Below are 17,553 nucleotides of genomic sequence, written 5' to 3'. Positions count from 1 at the left end.
TTAGCCGCCCGGCGCCGGGGCGAAGATGGACTGCAAGTGCGACTGGCTCTCGCCCATGGTGATCTTGTCGTTGAGGCCTTGGCGCAGGTAGGTCACCAGTTGCGGCTGCAAGGCGATGGCCAGGTCGGTGTCGCGGTCGCCACCGGCCACATAGGCGCCGACGCTGATCAGGTCACGGCTTTGCTGGTAGCGCGACCACAGCTGCTTGAACTGCTGGGCACGGGCCATGTGCTCCGGCGTGACCACCGCCGGCATCACCCGGCTGATGGACGCTTCGATATCGATGGCCGGGTAATGCCCCTCTTCCGCCAAACGCCGCGACAGCACGATGTGGCCGTCGAGCACGCCCCGCGCCGAGTCGGCAATCGGGTCCTGTTGGTCGTCGCCTTCGGACAACACCGTGTAGAACGCGGTGATCGAGCCGCCGCCGGCTTCGGCATTACCGGCACGCTCCACCAGCTTGGGCAACTTGGCGAACACCGATGGCGGGTAACCCTTGGTCGCGGGCGGCTCACCGATGGCCAGGGCGATCTCGCGCTGGGCCTGGGCGAAACGCGTGAGCGAGTCCATCAGCAACAGGACGTTCTTGCCCTTGTCGCGAAAATATTCGGCGATGCGCGTGCAGTACATCGCCGCGCGCAGGCGCATCAGCGGTGCATCGTCTGCCGGAGAAGCGACGACAACGGAACGCTTGAGCCCTTCTTCACCGAGGCTGTGCTCGATGAACTCCTTCACTTCACGGCCCCGCTCGCCGATCAGCCCCACCACGATGATGTCGGCCTCGGTAAAGCGCGTCATCATGCCCAGCAATACCGACTTACCCACGCCGGTACCGGCGAACAGGCCCAGGCGCTGGCCGCGACCGACCGTCAATAAACCGTTGATGCTGCGAATGCCCACGTCCAGCGGCACGCTGATGGGATTGCGCTTGAGCGGGTTGATGGTTGGGCCGTCCATCGGCACCCAGTCTTCGGCTTTCATGCCGCCCTTGCCGTCCAGCGCACGGCCGGCGCCATCGAGTACGCGGCCCAGCATGCTCATGCCCATGGGCAGGCGGCCAGTGTCGGCCAGCGGCACCACGCGGGCGCCGGGGGCAATGCCGGCGAGGCTGCCGACCGGCATCAGGAAGATCTTGCTGCCCGAAAAGCCCATCACCTCGGCTTCGACCTGCACCGGGTGGTAGCTGTCGTCGTTGATCACCAGGCAACGGCTGCCCATGGCGGCGCGCAGGCCCTCGGCTTCGAGGGTCAGGCCGACCATGCGCAACAGGCGCCCTTCGAGGATCGGCTGGCCGGGCAATTCGGTGGCCTCGGCGTAGCTGCCCAGGCGCTTGGCGAAGCTGGTGCGATCAAGGCGCATCGGTGGCGTCCAGGTCAACGCTCAGGTCCGGCTCGGCGGGGTGCAGGGCCTGTTCATGCAGTTGATCGAACAACTTGGCCATGATCTGGCTGATGCGGGTTTCCACCGTCGCATCGATGCGGCTGTGCTCGGTCTCGACGCGGCAACCGCCGGGCTGCAACGAAGCGTCTTCGACGATGCGCCAGGTTTCTTCATGGCGCTCGCGCAGGGCTTTGACCTGTTCGAAATCCTGGGGGTTGATGTACAGCCGCACATTGCCGACGCCCAGGGGCAGCAGCTTGAGGGCTTCACGCATCACCGCTTCGATCTGGCTGGAGTCGAGCACCAGTTCGCGCTGGATCACTTGGCGCGCGATGTGCTGCACCAGGCCGACCATGGATTTTTCCAGCTGTGAGTCCTGTTCGGCGATAGGGTCGAACAGGTTGCCCATCAGGCGCTCCAGACTACCCAGCTTGGTGGCCAGCGCCGCCTCGGCTTCCTGGCGAACCTTGAGGGTGGTGCTGCGAAAGCCGTCTTTTTCCCCCGCGGCAAAGCCTTCGTTGTAGGCCTCCTGGCGGATGGTTTCCAACTCTTCGAGGGTCAGTGGCTGGACTTCATCCAGCGGCACTTCTTCCATTTCCGCCGGTGGTTCCTCCACCGGTTCAGGCTCGGGCTCCGGCACATGGGGGTCGAAGCTGGGCAGCGACCAGATGTCGAAACCGCCGACATCCCGCGCGCGAATCAGATCGCTGGGCGCCTCATCTTTATTCGACATGCAAGGCGCCTTAGATCATTTCTTCGCCGCCCTTCCCGCCGAGAACGATTTCTCCAGCTTCGGCCATACGGCGGGCAATGGTGAGGATTTCCTTCTGCGCGGTTTCCACGTCGCTGACGCGCACCGGGCCCTTGGCTTCCAGGTCGTCGCGAAGCAATTCGGACGCACGCTTGGACATGTTTTTGAAGATCTTTTCTTTGACGTTTTCGTCCGAGCCCTTGAGCGCCAGCACCAGCACGTCCGAGGACACTTCGCGCAGCAGCGCCTGGATGCCACGGTCGTCGACATCGGCCAGGTTGTTGAACACGAACATCAGGTCTTCGATCTGGCCGGACAGGGTGTCGTCGATCTCGCGGATCGAGTCCATCAACTGGCCTTCCACCGAGCTGTCGAGGAAGTTCATGATGTCGGCTGCGCGCTTGATGCCACCCAGGGTGGTGCGCGAGGCGTTGGAGTTGCCGGAGAACTGCTTCTCCAGAATGGTGTTGAGTTCTTTGAGCGCCGCCGGTTGCACGGTGTTGAGCGACGACACGCGCAGGATGATGTCCAGGCGCACTTTATGGTCGAAGTGGCCGAGCACTTCGCCGGCCTGGTCCGGGTCTAGATAGGCCACCACGATCGCCTGGATCTGCGGGTGCTCGTAGCGGATCACGTCGGCCACCGCGCGCGGTTCCATCCACTTGAGGCTGTCCAGGCCGCTGGTGTTGCCACCCAGCAGGATGCGGTCGATCAGGCCGTTGGCCTTGTCTTCGCCCAGGGCCGAGGTGAGCATCTTGCGAATGTAGCTGTCGGAACCGACGCCCAGGCTGGTCTGGTCGCCGACGATCTCAACGAACTCGCTCATCACCTGCTCGACTTGCTCGCGGTGCACATTGCGCATCTGCGCCATGGCCACGCCCACTCGCTGGACCTCTTTAGGGCCCATGTGGCGCAGCACTTGGGCAGCGTCGGTTTCACCCAGGGACAGCAGCAGCACGGCGGCTTTGTCGACCCGGGACAGCTTGGCCACAGCGGCTCGATCATTCATCTGCGTTAATCCACTCTTTCACGACCTGAGCCACACGGCCCGGGTCTTCTGCCACCAGACTCTTGATTGCGTTCAACTGAGCGTCATAGCCTTCGCTCGGGCTTGGCAACAGGATGCTTTGCGGGCCGCCGAGGCTGACGCGGTCGTTGGCCAGTTCGCCGTCCAGGCCGCCCATGCCACCCAACTCGACGTCGCCACCGGCCAGCGCCAGTTGCTTCTTGCTGCCGCCGGTGATGTTGTTGAGCACCGGGCGCAATACGCCAAACACCAGCACCAGGATGAACAACACCCCGAGCACTTGCTTGACGATATCCCAGAACCACGGCTGGGTGTAGAACGCCGGGTCAGCGATGACCTCACCGCGCTCGGCGGAGAACGGCATGTTGATCACGCTGACACTGTCGCCACGGCTGGCATCGAAGCCAACGGCGTCTTGCACCAGGCGGGTGAAGCGCGCCAGTTCGTCAGCTGTCCACGGCGCACGCGTCACCGCGCCGTCCGCTGGGTTGACCTTGACCTGGTCATCGACCACCACCGACACCGAGAGGCGATTGATCTTGCCCTGTTGCTGCTTGGTGTGGCTGATGGAACGGTCGAGCTCGAAGTTCTTGGTGGACTGGTTACGCTTGTCCGCAGGGTACGGCGCAAGCATTGGCTGGCCGGTGGCCGGGTCCATGATCTGCTGGCCGTTGGCGTCCAGCAGCGGCTGGCCAGGCTGGATCGCCCCAGCGGTAGCGGCGGCGCCACCGGTGGTCTGCGGTGCCGAGGCCGGCGCAGGCGGCTGGTTGCTCAGAGCGCCCGGCACACCTTGGGGGCCATTGCTGGCGGTGCGTTGTTCGCTGGTGGACTGCTCGCTGCGCAGGGCCGGTTGGTCGGGGTTGAACTGCTCGGAAGTGGACTCGACGGCGCTGAAATCCACATCGGCGGAGACTTCAGCCTTGTAGCGGTCGTTGCCCAGTACCGGTTGCAGGATGTTATGCACGCGCTGGGTGAGCATGCTTTCCATGCGGCGGCTGTAGTCGAACTGTTTGCCGGCCTGGGTCAGCGCGGAGTTTTCGGCCATGTCGGACAGCAGGTTGCCCTTCTGGTCCACCACGGTGATTTGCGACTTGCTCAATTCGGGAACACTGGTTGCCACCAGGTTGACGATCGCCAGTACCTGGCCAGGCTCCAGGGAGCGGCCAGCAAACAGCTCGACCAACACCGAGGCGCTGGGCTTGCGTTCGTCACGCACGAACACCGAGCTTTTCGGAATCGCCAGGTGCACACGGGCAGCCTTGACGTTATTCAGGCTGGAGATGGTGCGCGCCAGTTCGCCTTCCAGACCACGACGATAACGGGTGGCTTCCATGAACTGGCTGGTGCCCAGGCCCTGGTCTTTGTCGAGGATTTCAAAACCGATATTGCTGTCGGACGGCGCCACGCCAGCGGCGGCCAGTTTCATCCGTGCGCGGGCCACGTCATCGGCCTTGACCAGCAAGGCCCCGGAGTTGGGCTCTACGGTGTAGGCGATGTCGGCGGCGGCGAGGGTTTCCATGATCTGCTTGGAATCCATGCCCGACAGGCTGCCGTACAGGGGGCGGTAATCGGGTTGCTGCGACCACAGCACCACGGCAAAACCAATCGCCACGCTGGCTGCCAGGCCCACCATCAGGCCCACCTGACGCAGCATGGTCATTTCCGAGAGGTTTTCCAGGAACGACAGGCCAAACAACGGCGGCTTGCCGTCGGCCTTGGCGGGGAGGTTGTCGGAGAGTGCTTCAGCCATGACTTAAATCTCGTCCTTAAACCGGCATCTGCATGATGTCTTGATACGCCTGAACCAGCTTGTTACGCACTTGGGTCAAGGCTTGGAAGGACACGCTGGCCTTCTGCGAAGCGACCATCACATCGGTGAGGTCCACGCCGCTTTTACCGATCTCGAAGGCCGTCGCCAACTGGCTGGACGCCTGCTGGGTATCGCTGACTTTATTGATTGCCTGACCGAGCATGTCGGCAAAATTGCTTTGGCCCAATTCCGGCGCTGGCGCGACGGATTTCGGTTGAGCCATGGCATCCATTTGCATGGCGCGCATATCCAACATCAACCGATTGAACTCAATACCCTGGCTCATGACCTTCTCTCTCCGACGACCTGCAATTTTTTGACACTACGCAGCGGTTACTAGGGGTGGTAGCAACAAGGGTGCCAGCTCTGGAGCAACTCGTAAGAAAAGGCGACAAAGCTTGTCGAACTTGTTACCGCAAGTTTTTTGCGCCCTTCTTCCCGCACGTTTTTTTGTAGGAGCGAGCTTGCTCGCGAAAAACGTCAACGATAACGCGTGCTTCCAGGATGCCCGCGGCGCCTATGGGTTCTTCGCGAGCAAGCTCGCTCCTACACACGGGATTGGCGCAAGGTCAGGTGGCGAAAAGATAGGCTTCCACGTCCATCCCGGCATCGCGCATCTGCGCCAGCTTGTAGCGCAAGGTACGCGGGCTGATGCCCAGGCGCTCGGCCGCTTCTTTGCGGCGGCCGCGTTCGGCGCGCAGGGTGTCGATGATCATCTGGAATTCACGGCGGCGCAGGTCATCGCCCAGGGCGCCGGCCGATTCTGCCTCGGCGACCACGGGAGCCGGGGCCAGGCTCGGCAGCGGCGCAGCGCCATTGCCCATGGCCAGGCAAAAGTCTTGCGGCTGGATCAAACCGCCCTGCTGCAAAATCAACGCACGCTGGATCGCATTGTCCAGCTCGCGCACGTTTCCCGGCCATGGATAACTGACCAGGCACGCCTGGGCCTCGGGTGATAAACGCGCCTGGGCATGCTTCATTTTTTTGACGTGGTTGTTCAGCAGGCGCTCGGCCAAGGGGATGATATCCGCCGGGCGCTCGCGCAGTGGGCGCCAGGCCAGCGGGAACACCGACAGCCGGTAGAACAGGTCTTCACGGAAGCGCCCCGCCGCCACTTCGCCCGCGAGGTCGCGGTTGGTGGTGGCAACCACGCGGATATCCAACTGGATCGGCTTGCGTGCGCCCACCCGCTCCACTTCACGCTCCTGCAACACGCGCAGCAACTTGGCTTGCAGGCCCAGGGGCATTTCCGAAATTTCGTCGAGCAGGATGGTGCCGCCGTCGGCCTGTTCGAACTTGCCGGCCTGGGCCGCGATGGCGCCGGTGAACGAGCCCTTTTCATGGCCGAACAAGGTGGCTTCGAGCATGTTGTCAGGGATCGCCGCGCAGTTGATCGCAATGAACGGTTGCTTGGCACGGCCCGATTGCTGGTGGATATACCGCGCCAGCACTTCTTTACCGGTGCCGGACTCGCCGGAAATCAGCACGGTGGAATCACTGCGCGCTACCCGCGCTGCCAGTTCCAGCAATTGCGCGCTGGCCGGCTCAAAGGCAATCGGGCCATCGCCGTCGGCGGCGGGCATCACGCCAAGGGCATGCCGGGCGACCAGTTCGATCAACGCCTTGGGCTCGAACGGCTTGACCAGGTAATCCGCCGCGCCTTGACGCATGGCATCCACCGCCCGCTCCACCGCGCCATGGGCGGTCATCAGCAGCACTGGCAGTTGCGGCTGGCGCACGCGCAGCAGGCCGAGCAACTGGTGGCCGTCCATGCCGGGCATGTTGACGTCGCTGACCACCAGGCTGAAGGTTTCCTGTTCGACCGCCTCCAAGGCTTCCTCGGCAGAGCCGACCGCACGGTAGTCATGGCCCGCCAACAGCAGCGTGTCTGCCAATGCTTCACGCAGGGCGCGATCGTCTTCCACCAATAAAACCTTGATAGCCATCATCCTCTTACTCCGCGCTTGCCGCGCTGGAAAACAGCGGCAAGGTCATCAATGCACAGGTGCCACGCCCCACGCTGGAACGCAGCTGCAATTGTCCCTGATGGGCACGGGCCACTGCCTTGACCACGGTCAGGCCCAGGCCAGTGCCGTTGGTCTTGGTGGTAAAAAACGGCTCGCCCAGGCGTTGCAGCACTTGCGGGGCAATACCGCTGCCGCTGTCGCTGATGCACAGGCGCAGGGTTTGCTCGCGGGTGTACAAGTGCACCTTCAATCGCGCACCTGGGCCACTGGCCTGGGTGGCGTTTTCGATCAGGTTGAGCAGCGCGCCCACCAGGGTGTCGCGGTTGCACAGCAATTCGCCCTGGTGGCTGTCGCATTGCCAACGCAGGTTGGCCTCCTGCACATGGGTCGCCGCTGCCGCTTGCAGCGACTGCATCAAGCCGGCGGGGGTAACGCGATCGGTCAGCGGCAGTTCGCCACGGGCAAACACCAGCATGTCGCGCACCTGGTGCTCCAACTCATGCAGGCGCTCCTTGAGGCGCCCGGCAAAGCGTTGATGGGTGGCCGCCGGTAATTGCTCGTCAGTCAAATGACTGGCGTAGATCAATGCCGCCGACAATGGCGTACGAATCTGATGCGCCAAGGAAGCGACCATCCGGCCCAGGGACGACAACCGTTCATGGCGGGCCAACTGATCTTGCAGGTGCCGGGTTTCTGTCAGGTCATTGAGCAGCACAAGCTGGCCAGGCTCAGCGTCCAGGGAACGGGTGGCGATGGACAGCCGGCGCCCGTCCTTGAGGGAGACTTCGTGGCCGTCGTCTTCACGGGGGGCAAAACAGCGGGTGATGACTTCACGCCACAGCTCGCCTTCCAGCGGCAGGCCGAGCAGGTCGCAGGCTGCCGGGTTGGCTTCGCGCACACGGCCCTGGTCGTCGATAACGATTACGCCACCGGGCAACAGGTCCAGCAGGTTTTGCAGGCGGTTGGCCAGGCGTTCTTTCTCGGCCAGCTCTTGCATGCGCTGGGCGCTGACCACCGCCAGTTCGCCTTTAAGCTCGGAAACCCGGGCCTCAAGCAGGCTGTAGGAGTCGGTCAGCTGGCTCGACATCTGGTTGAACTGCGAGAACGCGTGCTCCAGGCCCTGGCGGGTCGGCGGTTCTACAGGCGAAACCAGCCCCTGGATGGCAGGGGCCGAAGATAGTTGGGCGGCGTGGGGCATCATGCTCTCTCGCTTGGCTGACCGTCAGTTAAACGGAACGTTGCGAGGGCTGTAGCAATACCCGTGCCGAAAAAAATCTACCTATAAATCAGGTAGTTGAAAAACAGGCGTCAATCATCCGCCTGTTCATCACCTTCTTTGCGGCTCATACCGTACTTGCGCATCTTCTCCACCAGGGTGGTACGACGGATGCGCAGGCGCTCGGCGGCGCGGGCCACGATGCCATGGGCATCGTCCAGGGCCTGCTGGATCAACCCTTGTTCCAGGTTGCCGAGGTAGTCCTTGAGGTCCAGGCCTTCGGGCGGCAACGTCGCGGTGGCGCCGAAGTCCGGGGTATGCCCGTTGATCGCCACGCGCTCTTCCATGTCGCTGCGCAGGCTGTCCATCTGCTCGTCTTCGTCGTCGACGTAGCGGAATTTCTTCGGCAACTCGACCACGCCGATCACCCCGTACGGGTGCATGATCGCCATGCGCTCCACCAGGTTGGCCAGCTCGCGGACGTTGCCCGGCCAGCCGTGGCGGCACAGGGACATGATCGCCGCGGAGTTGAAGCGAATGGAGCCGCGCTTTTCGTGCTCCATGCGCGAGATCAGTTCGTTCATCAGCAACGGGATGTCTTCGACGCGCTCGCGCAGCGGGGCCATCTCGATAGGGAATACGTTGAGGCGGTAGTACAGGTCTTCGCGGAAGCTGCCGACCTCGATCATGCTTTCGAGGTTCTTGTGGGTGGCGGCAATGATGCGCACGTCCACGCTCTGGGTCTTGTTGCTGCCCACGCGCTCGAAGGTGCGCTCCTGCAACACGCGCAGCAACTTGACCTGCATCGGCAGCGGCATGTCGCCGATTTCGTCGAGGAACAGGGTGCCGCCATTGGCCAGCTCAAAGCGCCCGGCACGGCTGGTGATCGCCCCGGTAAAGGCGCCCTTCTCGTGGCCGAACAATTCGCTTTCCAGCAGCTCTGCCGGGATCGCCCCGCAGTTGACCGGCACGAAAGGTCCGTCGCGGCGCTTGGAGTGATAGTGCAGGTTGCGCGCGACCACTTCCTTGCCGGTGCCCGACTCGCCGAGGATCAGCACGCTGGCGTCGGTGTCGGCCACTTGCTGCATCATCTGGCGCACGTGCTGGATGGCACGGCTGGTGCCGACGAGGCTGCGAAACAGGTTGGGTTCACGGTGACGGCCGCGCTCGCGGGCCTGGTCGTACATCTCGCGATAGACCTGGGCGCGGTGCAGGGAATCGAGCAATTTGCTGTAGCTGGGCGGCATTTCCAGATTGGAAAGCACGCGGCGGCGCTGGTCTTCCGGCAGGTCCACGGAAGAAATATCGCCCATTAGCAACACCGGAAGGAACTCATCCCAGGTAGACAGTGTCTTTAACAGGCCCAGAACTGCGCCAGGAGCGTTTACCGTCCCGATCAATACGCAAATGACTTCACGGCTCGACGACAACGAGCTGACCGCCTGCTGCCAATCGTGGCTGCCGCAGGGTAAATTTTCTTCACCGAGAAAATTTAAAATCACCGCTAAATCGCGGCGGCGGACGCTATCGTCATCGATCAGCAGAATTTTGGTTTCACGCCACATGCAATAGCAACTTCCCTAGTAAAACTTCCTGCCCCGGAATGAGGGCAATCTAGACGTCTGTAAGATTTCTTACCTTCTAGACGTCTGAAATCTGAAAACAGCACTAGTTAAGTCAAAAATGTTGGCACAGTCAAATATATGACGCGCCGTTCGGATTAACTGCGCCCGTTCAACCGAACAGATGGTAAACCTTTGACGCATTTTTCGCTTGGTTGATCTGCGACATCTCTTCGAAAATCGCCTGGCGCTCGCCGGTCGTCACCTCCAGCAACTGCCGATACACCACCAGCAGGCTTTCCAGCTTTTCGCGCAGTGCATCCTCATCTACCGGCGCCTCGCTGAGCACCTCATCAATCACCGCCCGGCACCCCAGGTCCAACTCGCCGACAGCTTCCCAGTTGCGCTCAGCCAGCGCGCCGATCAGGGCTTCGCGGGTTTCGTCGATGCGTTGCAGTGCGTGGCTCATGATGTGTACCTCAAGGCAATCGGCCTTATTGTGGAGCGATGGCATCCCAGCCGGTCTTGACGGTGATCAGCAGACGGGCGACTTCGTCGATCATCTCGACGTCATTGACTCGGTTGGCCTCGACCAGGCGATTGCCCATGTAGTTATACAAGGCATCCAGACGCTGGATCGCGGCCGGATCTTCGGCTTTCTCCGGCTCCAGACCATCGCGCAGGCCCGAAATGATTTCGATCGCCTTGCCCAGCATCAGGCCCTTTTGCGCGATGTCCCCGCGGCTCAACGCACCCTTGGCCTGGGCCATGCGATCCAGGCCACCTTCCATCAGCATCTGCACCAGGCGGTGCGGGCTGGCTTCGGAGACCTGAGCGTGGGCATTGACCTTCTGGTACTGGCGAAGGGCTCTCATCGGGTTCATGTTGCTACCTCGTTACTGGCGACAATCGAATAGGTTTGCTTAACCAGTTTTTCGACCACGGCGATAAAAACTTTAATCCAGCACCCTGCGCGAGAGCCCCTGGACAGGGCTCTGGCGCGCACCGCTCATCAGTTCGACTTAGGATTGTTCAGCGAGTTGAGGGTGGTCAGGATGCTGGAGCTGCTGGCGTTGATCTGCGCGATCATGGTGTCCATCGCCGTGTACTTGGCGGTCAGGGACTTCTGCAAGGCATCCATGCGCCGCGTCAGGTCGTCGGTCTCTTTGTTCAAGTCGGTCAACTTGTTATTGAGATCGGTGGCCCGGGTCGCCAGGGTGCCGGTGGTGCCGACGTAGCTGCTGGTCGCCTTGTTCATGCGGGTGATCAAGCCCGTGTCGCCGGTGAACAGCTTGGCAATGTCGCCAGCGCCCTTGACCACGGCCTTGTCCCAGGTTTTGTCATCCAGGCTCAGCAGGCCGGTTTTCTGGTCGGTGGTGATGCCCATCTGCGCCAGGCTGGTCATGGTGCCCGCGCCGGAGCCGTTGACCAACTCGGAACGCAGGCTGTTCACCAATTGACGCATCGACGCATCGCCGGTCAACGCACCTGCGGTGGTGGTGGAGGCATCACCGGTTGCGGTGACCTTGGTTTGAGTGTTGATCGCCGTCATCAGCGTGTTGTAAGCACTGACGAAGGACTGCACCGAGGTTTTCAAGGTATCGGTGTTGCTGGCCACGGTGATGGTGGTCGGCTTGGTGATGTCTACCGTGTCCAACAGGTCCAGGGTCACGCCGCTGATCGCCGAGGTGATCTTGTTGCTGTTCGATGACATTTGAATGCCGTCGATGGAGTACTTGGCATTGGTTGGCGGCGTGCCTTTGTCGTAGCCGACAGCCAGCTGCGAATCACCGCTGAGGGTGATGTCGGTGCCCTCGCCCATGGTGGTCGAAGTCAGCACCAGCCGCGCGCCATTGGAGTCACTCAGTACGTTGGCACTGATGCCTTGGGACGAGAGCTGGGTATTGATCGACTCGCGCACCTGTTGCAAGGTCGCGCCGCCAGGGATCACCACGTCATAGCTTTTGCCCGACTGGTTGATGGTCAGCGTCTGGTCTTCGTCGGTGCTGTTGGCCTTGCCCGATGCGCCTTCGGCATTGACTGCCGTAGTGACTTTCGAAGCAGTGGCCAGGTTGGCAATTTCCAAGCGGTACTTGCCGCTGGATGCACCGTCAGTCAGGGTGACTTTGGCGTTTTTCTCTTCCGAAGAAGTCGCCGCCAGCCCGTTGAAGGCCGAGGCATTGTTCAACTTGGTGATCGCCGCCTGGTAGGCTTCCAACGCCGTCTTGACCGAGCCCACGGCAGACAACTGCACGGTGGCTTTCTTCTGCTCGTTGGTGATCTGAGCCTGCTTGGGCGCCTGCTCGGCACCGACCAGCGCCTTGACGATTGCTTGGGTGTCGTAGCCCGAACCTGGGCCGGAAATCGTTGAACTAGCCATTTGCCATTCTCCTTGTCCTGCAGCGGCCGTTTTTTTGGCGCTTATACGCCTAGACCGCAATCAGAAACATGTTTCGTGCCAACTCAAGCCTTGCTATCAAACAACAGGCTGCCGGCATCGCTCAGGTTCTGCGCCAATTTCAGCGCGGTCTCCGATGGTATCTGTCGAATCACTTCACCACTGTCAGTGGCGATCACCTTGACCACTACCTTGCCGGTAGAGTCATCGATGGAAAAATCCAGGTTGCGCTGTGAAGCCTGCACAAACTCACGCATATCGGTCACAGCCTTTTCCAGCGCAACGCGCTGAGGCTCTTCACTTTTGCTCGGCTCATTGCTGGCCACAGGCTTGGCCTGGGTCACCACTGCGCCAAGGTTGGCCGGGGCCGGGGCTGCGGGGTAAGACGAGGTCAGCTTGATGCTCATGTCCATGTCACCACCTCCAAACTGAAAAAACGGAAGGGCACGTTGTTAAACGCACCCTCCCGTTATTTAACCGCTAGCGCTATTACTGAAGCAGCTTCAGAACAGACGATGGCAGTTGGTTGGCCTGGGACAGGATCGCAGTGGAAGCCTGTTGCAGGGTTTGTTGCTTGGTCAGCTCAGCGGCTTCAGAAGCGAAGTCAGCATCTTCTACGCGGCCTTTGGCAGCGGAGGAGTTCTGCGAAATGCTCTGCAGGTTGGCCACGGTGCTGGCGAAGCGGTTTTGTACGGCACCCAGCTGCGAACGCTGGCTGTCGATCTGCTGCATGGCGTCGTCCAGAGCCTGGATGGCCTGCTGCGAAGAAGCGGCAGACAGGATGTTCAGGTTGGAAACGCTGGTTTCCATAGTGACGGCGGTTTTGGTGCCCGCATTGGCAACAGTTGTCAGACCCAGGGCTTTCAGTCCAGTACCAGCGCTGCCGTCTTTGATGGTGATATCTTTGTCTGCAAACAGGCTCAGAGTGCCGTCAGCGTTTTTGCTAGCCTGCACACCGGTGCTGGCGCTGTTGATCGAAGCTACAACCGCGTCAGAAGTGTCGCCTTTCTTGAACTTGACTTCTACGCCGTTGACCGAGATCGAGGTATCTTCGGTCAATTTGGCTTGGGTGGTACCGGCAGACAGCCCCAGTTGCGACAGCGAACCGCTATTGGTGTTAGCCAGCTTAATGTCAGCACCGTTACCCGAGGTCAGCTTGAGACGACCATCGGTGAAGGTAGCGGAAGCACCAGCTGCAGCGCCGCCAGCAGCAGTGGTGAGCTTGGTGAGAACGGTCGACATGGCGTCGCCTTTCGCCCAAGTTACCGCAGCACCGTTCACAGTGATCGAGCCATCAGCGGTCAAATTGCTGGTGGGGGCAATGTTAGCATTAGCAGCAAGCTTGAGATTGACCAAGCCGTCAGTTTTCGCAGCTACCGCAGGTGGGCCAACGACCGCGCCGGCAACATCACCAGCTTCAAGCTTGATAGCTTTGGCAGAGGTCAGTGTGAGGACACCGGTAGCATCGGCACTAGCAGTAACACCGGTAGTAGCTGTCTCTTTGTTGATAGCGGCAACTGCGGCAACGCCCAAGTCAGTAGCAGCGACGTTACCGAAGCTGATGGTTGTACCATTAATCTTTATGGTATCGGTATCTACAGTTGCGCCGACAGCAGCGGTGCCCGTGGCAGTCGCTTTGTCAGTGAGTACCGAGCCAGTAGTAGTTGCGGCCAGACCGCTCAGTGCAGTGCTGTTAACGGTTGCTTCGCTGTAGTTGCCTTTCAGCGCGGTAGAACTGATATCGGTCATGCCGAACGAGATAGTCTCGTTAGCGTTTGCGCCAATCTGGAACGCTACGTTCTGAAACGAGCCGTCCAGCAGGTTACGACCACCGAAGGTGGTGGTGCTGGCGATACGGTTCAGCTCGCCCACTTTAGCGGTGAATTCTTGTTGCAGGGAAACACGGTCAGCGTCGCTTTTATCACCGTTGGCCGCTTGCAGGGCGAGTTCACGCAGACGCTGCAGGGTGTTGGTGGACTCTTGCATCGCGCCTTCAGCGGTCTGGGCAATCGACACGCCGTTGTTGGCGTTGGAGATGGCAACGTTCAGGCCTTTGACCTGGTTGTTCAGACGGTTAGCGATCTGCATGCCGGCAGCGTCGTCTTTGGCGCTGTTGATTTTCAGGCCGGAGGACAGACGGTTCATCGACTGGCTCAGAGCGTCGGAAGCTTTGTTCAGGTTCTTCTGGACACCCAGGGAGGTGATGTTGGTGTTTACTGATAATGCCATGACGAAATCCTCGTGGTTTGGATACTGCGGCTTCCGGCCCTGGCGACCGCCGGGTGTGGCCTAGAGAACCTACGTAATAGTTATCGTCGTGGTAGCCGGTTGCTTGAGGATTTTTTTGATTTTTTTTAGTAGCCCTGTGCCAGCCCTTGTATTTCAAGGCCTTATAGAGGCGTGAAACGCCCGTAATCACGGGTTACTGGCGCCAAAACTTCGCCCTTGTAGGAGCGAGCTTGCTCGCGAAGAACCTGAGAACGCCGCGTGCATTCTGAATGCCCGCGCTATCGTTAACGTTCTTCGCGAGCAAGCTCGCTCCTACAGGGAGGGGGCGCACAAAAAAACGCCGATGATCGTGGGATCATCGGCGTTTTTTTGTACAGCTGCTAAAGCATCACGGACGATAGAGAATCGCCGAGCCCCACGACAGGCCCACGCCAAAGCCGCTGATAGCCACGCGCTTCCAGGTGGCGTCGATCACGTGCTTTTCCAGCAGCAGCGGGATGCTCGACGACACGGTGTTACCGGTCTCGACCATGTCCTTGATGAACTTGTCCACCGGCGCTTCTTCAAAGCGGCGCGCCACGGCGTCGACGATGGCCGCGCTGCCCTGGTGGATGCAGAACGCATCGATGTCATCGGCCTTGAGGTCCGACTCTTTGAGCAGCTCGTGCAAGTGCGCCGGCACCTTGAGCAAGGCAAAGTTGAACACCTGGCGACCGTTCATGAAGAACACACCATCGCTGACCTTCAAGTGCGGCGCGCCGGAACCGTCGGTGCCGAACTTGGATTTGCCCAGCAACCACGGCGCGTCCTCGCCCATCCAGGTGGCGGTGGCGGCATCGCCGAACAGCATGGTGGTGTTGCGGTCTTCCGGGTCGACGATCTTGGAATACGGGTCGGCGGTGATCAGCAGGCCGTTTTTCAGGCCGGCGGCTTCCATGAAGCCCTTCATCGCGTAGATGCCGTAGACGTAGCCGGAGCAGCCCAGGGAGATATCGAAGGCGGCCACGTGAGTCGGCAGGCCCAGTTTGTCCTGCACGATAGCGGCGGTGTGGGGCAAGCCCTCTTCATCGCCGTTCTGGGTAACGACGATCAGCGCGTCGATGGACTCGCGCTTCAAATCCGGGTTATTGGCGAACAATGCGTTGACGGCTTCGACGCACAGGTCGGACGTTTCCTGTGCAGCTTCCTTGCGCGGCAGGAACGCCGAACCGATCTTGCCGATGATGAACTCTTCATCCTTGGCGAATTTGGCACCCTGGGCGTAGTTATCGATCCCGTCTGCCGGCACGTAACTGGCGATGCTTTTTATGCCAATCATTGTGGCTTCCCAATACTAAATAGCTGGAGAACACCCCTCGGGCTACGCCGGGAGTGCTGACAATAAAGGGGATAACCCCATGAAAAACTCGCTGAAAGCCGCCCGATGAAGGCCCTGTGACGACTTATCCTTTTCACACGATACAGTGAAGATGCGCTTTATGACTCACAGGTCACTCAATTTTGCGTGGTTTATGCAAAACGTTTCAACAATTAAGCCCCAGAAACGACAACGGCCCGCCCTGTTTCCAGAGCGGGCCGCTTGACTGAACGCCGTTTACATCTTGTTGAACAGGCTCAACTGCGAGATTTTCACGAAGGCCAGTTGGGAAGCCTGCAACATGGTTTGCTGCAAGCTCAGGTTGACGGCGGCTTCGGCGAAGTCGACATTGCCCAGGGCATTCATGGTGGTGGTATTGGCCAGGTCCAGGCTGACGTTTTCCTTGGACTGAATGTCCAGGCCGTTGAGGCGCGCGCCCAGTGAGCCACGTGCCTGGTCGATCTGCCCGTAGGCATTGGTCAAGTTGCCAATCGACTTGGCCACCACATCCTTGAGTTCCTTCTGCGCCGCCGGGTTGCCGTCTGATGGCGTCTCCAGAATTTTGCGCAGATGGCTCAGGGTATCGAGGACGTTCTCGTTCTTGTTGCTGGTGGCACTGATCGCAAACTGGTCGCCGTCTGCCGGCCCCGGTGCGGTGGTGACATCAAAGGTCACCCCTGCCGCCGTGATGGTGGTTGCGCCGGCCGCCAGGGTGCCACTGGCGATGGATTTACTGTCTGCGCTATACGGCTGCGCATACAGGTCATAGGCGCCAGCGGCACCGAACTTCACGATCACGCCCGAATTGGGAAAGGTGCTGGCGTAGGCCGCCGGATCGCTCACCGTGCCGCCGCTCAGTTGCGCGGTGGACGGGTTGCTTGGGGTGCGCGAAACGCTGAAGGTGTCTGGTTTGACCGACAGGCTGAACTCGCGGTCCTTGACGATGGCGTCCGACGGCGCGCCAGGCAGTATGTCTTTGCCCAGTGCGTCTTTGCCCAGGTTCAAGCCGATGTCGAACTTGACCCCGCGCAGGCTGATAGTCGAACCGCCTTCCTTGGTGGCATCGAAAGTGCCGTTGCCCGGAATCTCCGAGGTGATGTCCTTGCCGGCATTGTCCGTGACGACGTATTGGGTGCTGCTGGTGAAGGTCAGCTTATACGGCTGACCATCGGAAAAACTGCTGTTATAGCTGCTGTTGGCCGCGATCAGCCCGGCAGAGACGGTGACCTTGCCATCGTCGACCGCTGGCGGCACGAGGATTGGCGCGGTTTGCGTACGGCCCGTATTCGCCGAGCTTTCAAGCATGCTCTTGGCGGTATTGCCCATGGCAACCGACAGGTTCTCTGCGATCTTCAAGCTCAGCGGCGTGTCATCGCCCTGGTAGCTGTAGGTGCCGTCATTGTTGCGGGCGTAGGGCGGCGTGTCGGTCTTGCTGCCGGAGAACAAGTAATTGCCGCTGGCGTCCTTGGTATTGAGCAGGCCCAAAACCTGGTCTTCAATGGCGCCAATCTCGGCGGCCGTCGACTTGCGGTCAGCGTCGCTGATGCCGACGTTACCCGCCTTGAGCGCCAACTCACTGGCTCGTTGAATCGCGATATTGATATTTTCCAGCACGCCGTCCTGGGTGGTCAGCGAGTTTTTGAGGGTGTCGATGTTGCCATTGAACTGCGCCAGCATGTCTTTCTGCTGCTGCAGCATCAACAACCGCGCCGCCGCCACCGGATCATCCGCGGCGGTTTGCACGCGCACGCCGGAGCTGGCCTGGTCCTGGGCCTTGACCACGCTGGAATAGTTGCTCTGGTACTTGGCAGAGCTGGTCTCAAAATACTGCTGTGTAGAAATACGCATCGTCCCAG

The 17,553-nt window shown here is 60.7% G+C and carries 15 protein-coding genes; all 15 read right to left on the bottom strand.

Annotation, left to right across the window (positions count from 1 at the left end):
- Nucleotides 1-1,359: a flagellar protein export ATPase FliI gene (gene fliI, locus MF6394_RS12535; protein WP_003192955.1), complete on the bottom strand. Its 1,359-nt coding sequence runs from the start codon at nt 1,357-1,359 to the stop codon at nt 1-3.
- Nucleotides 1,349-2,113, bottom strand: a complete 765-nt coding sequence (fliH, locus tag MF6394_RS12530) for a flagellar assembly protein FliH (RefSeq protein WP_003192956.1) — start codon at nt 2,111-2,113, stop codon at nt 1,349-1,351. Before fliH ends, fliI begins: the two co-directional genes overlap by 11 nt.
- A gap of 10 nt (nt 2,114-2,123) precedes the next feature.
- Entirely contained in the window at nt 2,124-3,140 is a 1,017-nt protein-coding gene (fliG, locus tag MF6394_RS12525) for a flagellar motor switch protein FliG (protein WP_003192957.1), read from the bottom strand.
- The gene (fliF, locus tag MF6394_RS12520; protein ID WP_032895944.1) at nt 3,133-4,908 is read right to left on the bottom strand and encodes a flagellar basal-body MS-ring/collar protein FliF; all 1,776 of its coding nucleotides are present in this window, start codon (nt 4,906-4,908) and stop codon (nt 3,133-3,135) included. Before fliF ends, fliG begins: the two co-directional genes overlap by 8 nt.
- 16 nt (nt 4,909-4,924) lie before the next feature.
- Nucleotides 4,925-5,254, bottom strand: coding sequence for a flagellar hook-basal body complex protein FliE (gene fliE, locus MF6394_RS12515; protein WP_003192959.1), 330 nt, complete (start codon nt 5,252-5,254; stop codon nt 4,925-4,927).
- A gap of 283 nt (nt 5,255-5,537) precedes the next feature.
- Complete coding sequence (locus MF6394_RS12510) at nt 5,538-6,914, bottom strand: sigma-54-dependent transcriptional regulator (RefSeq protein ID WP_032897832.1); 1,377 nt, start codon at nt 6,912-6,914, stop codon at nt 5,538-5,540.
- Nucleotides 6,915-6,921: 7 nt separating this feature from the next.
- On the bottom strand, nt 6,922-8,133 hold the full coding sequence (locus MF6394_RS12505; protein ID WP_078466819.1) for a sensor histidine kinase: 1,212 nt from the start codon (nt 8,131-8,133) through the stop codon (nt 6,922-6,924).
- Nucleotides 8,134-8,243: 110 nt separating this feature from the next.
- A complete protein-coding gene (locus MF6394_RS12500) occupies nt 8,244-9,716 on the bottom strand; it encodes a sigma-54 dependent transcriptional regulator (protein WP_044274982.1) in 1,473 nt (490 codons plus the stop codon).
- A gap of 169 nt (nt 9,717-9,885) precedes the next feature.
- Nucleotides 9,886-10,182 carry a hypothetical protein gene (locus tag MF6394_RS12495; protein ID WP_003192968.1) on the bottom strand — a complete coding sequence of 99 codons (297 nt, stop codon included), beginning with the start codon at nt 10,180-10,182 and terminating at the stop codon, nt 9,886-9,888.
- A gap of 25 nt (nt 10,183-10,207) precedes the next feature.
- Nucleotides 10,208-10,597 carry a flagellar export chaperone FliS gene (gene fliS, locus MF6394_RS12490; RefSeq protein WP_014719355.1) on the bottom strand — a complete coding sequence of 130 codons (390 nt, stop codon included), beginning with the start codon at nt 10,595-10,597 and terminating at the stop codon, nt 10,208-10,210.
- Nucleotides 10,598-10,725: 128 nt separating this feature from the next.
- Nucleotides 10,726-12,093 carry a flagellar filament capping protein FliD gene (fliD, locus tag MF6394_RS12485; RefSeq protein ID WP_078466771.1) on the bottom strand — a complete coding sequence of 456 codons (1,368 nt, stop codon included), beginning with the start codon at nt 12,091-12,093 and terminating at the stop codon, nt 10,726-10,728.
- 83 nt (nt 12,094-12,176) lie between these two features.
- Nucleotides 12,177-12,524 (bottom strand): flagellar protein FlaG, encoded by a 348-nt coding sequence (locus MF6394_RS12480; protein WP_047711503.1) that lies wholly within the window; start codon nt 12,522-12,524, stop codon nt 12,177-12,179.
- A gap of 76 nt (nt 12,525-12,600) precedes the next feature.
- Nucleotides 12,601-14,340: a flagellin N-terminal helical domain-containing protein gene (locus MF6394_RS12475; protein ID WP_044274987.1), complete on the bottom strand. Its 1,740-nt coding sequence runs from the start codon at nt 14,338-14,340 to the stop codon at nt 12,601-12,603.
- A gap of 388 nt (nt 14,341-14,728) precedes the next feature.
- Nucleotides 14,729-15,658: a ketoacyl-ACP synthase III gene (locus MF6394_RS12470; protein WP_078466770.1), complete on the bottom strand. Its 930-nt coding sequence runs from the start codon at nt 15,656-15,658 to the stop codon at nt 14,729-14,731.
- A 276-nt stretch (nt 15,659-15,934) separates the two neighbouring features.
- Nucleotides 15,935-17,545, bottom strand: coding sequence for a flagellar hook-associated protein 3 (locus tag MF6394_RS12465; RefSeq protein WP_047711505.1), 1,611 nt, complete (start codon nt 17,543-17,545; stop codon nt 15,935-15,937).
- Between the last annotated feature and the right edge of the window lie 8 nt (nt 17,546-17,553).

The sequence above is a fragment of the Pseudomonas sp. MF6394 genome, from assembly GCF_002018845.1.
GTDB lineage: Bacteria > Pseudomonadota > Gammaproteobacteria > Pseudomonadales > Pseudomonadaceae > Aquipseudomonas > Aquipseudomonas lactis.
Note: the sequence above shows the minus strand (reverse complement) of the source record. Positions and strands in the feature narration are given on the sequence as shown.

Excerpts from the sequence above, each read along its gene's own strand:
- fliF (WP_032895944.1), bottom strand. The coding sequence starts at position 4,908 with ATGGCTGAAGCACTCTCCGACAACCTCCCCGCCAAGGCCGACGGCAAG.
- fliI (WP_003192955.1), bottom strand. The coding sequence starts at position 1,359 with ATGCGCCTTGATCGCACCAGCTTCGCCAAGCGCCTGGGCAGCTACGCC.
- MF6394_RS12480 (WP_047711503.1), bottom strand. The coding sequence starts at position 12,524 with ATGGACATGAGCATCAAGCTGACCTCGTCTTACCCCGCAGCCCCGGCC.
- fliH (WP_003192956.1), bottom strand. The coding sequence starts at position 2,113 with ATGTCGAATAAAGATGAGGCGCCCAGCGATCTGATTCGCGCGCGGGAT.
- MF6394_RS12475 (WP_044274987.1), bottom strand. The coding sequence starts at position 14,340 with ATGGCATTATCAGTAAACACCAACATCACCTCCCTGGGTGTCCAGAAG.
- fliG (WP_003192957.1), bottom strand. The coding sequence starts at position 3,140 with ATGAATGATCGAGCCGCTGTGGCCAAGCTGTCCCGGGTCGACAAAGCC.
- MF6394_RS12510 (WP_032897832.1), bottom strand. The coding sequence starts at position 6,914 with ATGGCTATCAAGGTTTTATTGGTGGAAGACGATCGCGCCCTGCGTGAA.
- MF6394_RS12470 (WP_078466770.1), bottom strand. The coding sequence starts at position 15,658 with ATGATTGGCATAAAAAGCATCGCCAGTTACGTGCCGGCAGACGGGATC.
- fliS (WP_014719355.1), bottom strand. The coding sequence starts at position 10,597 with ATGAACCCGATGAGAGCCCTTCGCCAGTACCAGAAGGTCAATGCCCAC.
- fliD (WP_078466771.1), bottom strand. The coding sequence starts at position 12,093 with ATGGCTAGTTCAACGATTTCCGGCCCAGGTTCGGGCTACGACACCCAA.
- MF6394_RS12465 (WP_047711505.1), bottom strand. The coding sequence starts at position 17,545 with ATGCGTATTTCTACACAGCAGTATTTTGAGACCAGCTCTGCCAAGTAC.
- fliE (WP_003192959.1), bottom strand. The coding sequence starts at position 5,254 with ATGAGCCAGGGTATTGAGTTCAATCGGTTGATGTTGGATATGCGCGCC.
- MF6394_RS12505 (WP_078466819.1), bottom strand. The coding sequence starts at position 8,133 with ATGCCCCACGCCGCCCAACTATCTTCGGCCCCTGCCATCCAGGGGCTG.
- MF6394_RS12500 (WP_044274982.1), bottom strand. The coding sequence starts at position 9,716 with ATGTGGCGTGAAACCAAAATTCTGCTGATCGATGACGATAGCGTCCGC.
- MF6394_RS12495 (WP_003192968.1), bottom strand. The coding sequence starts at position 10,182 with ATGAGCCACGCACTGCAACGCATCGACGAAACCCGCGAAGCCCTGATC.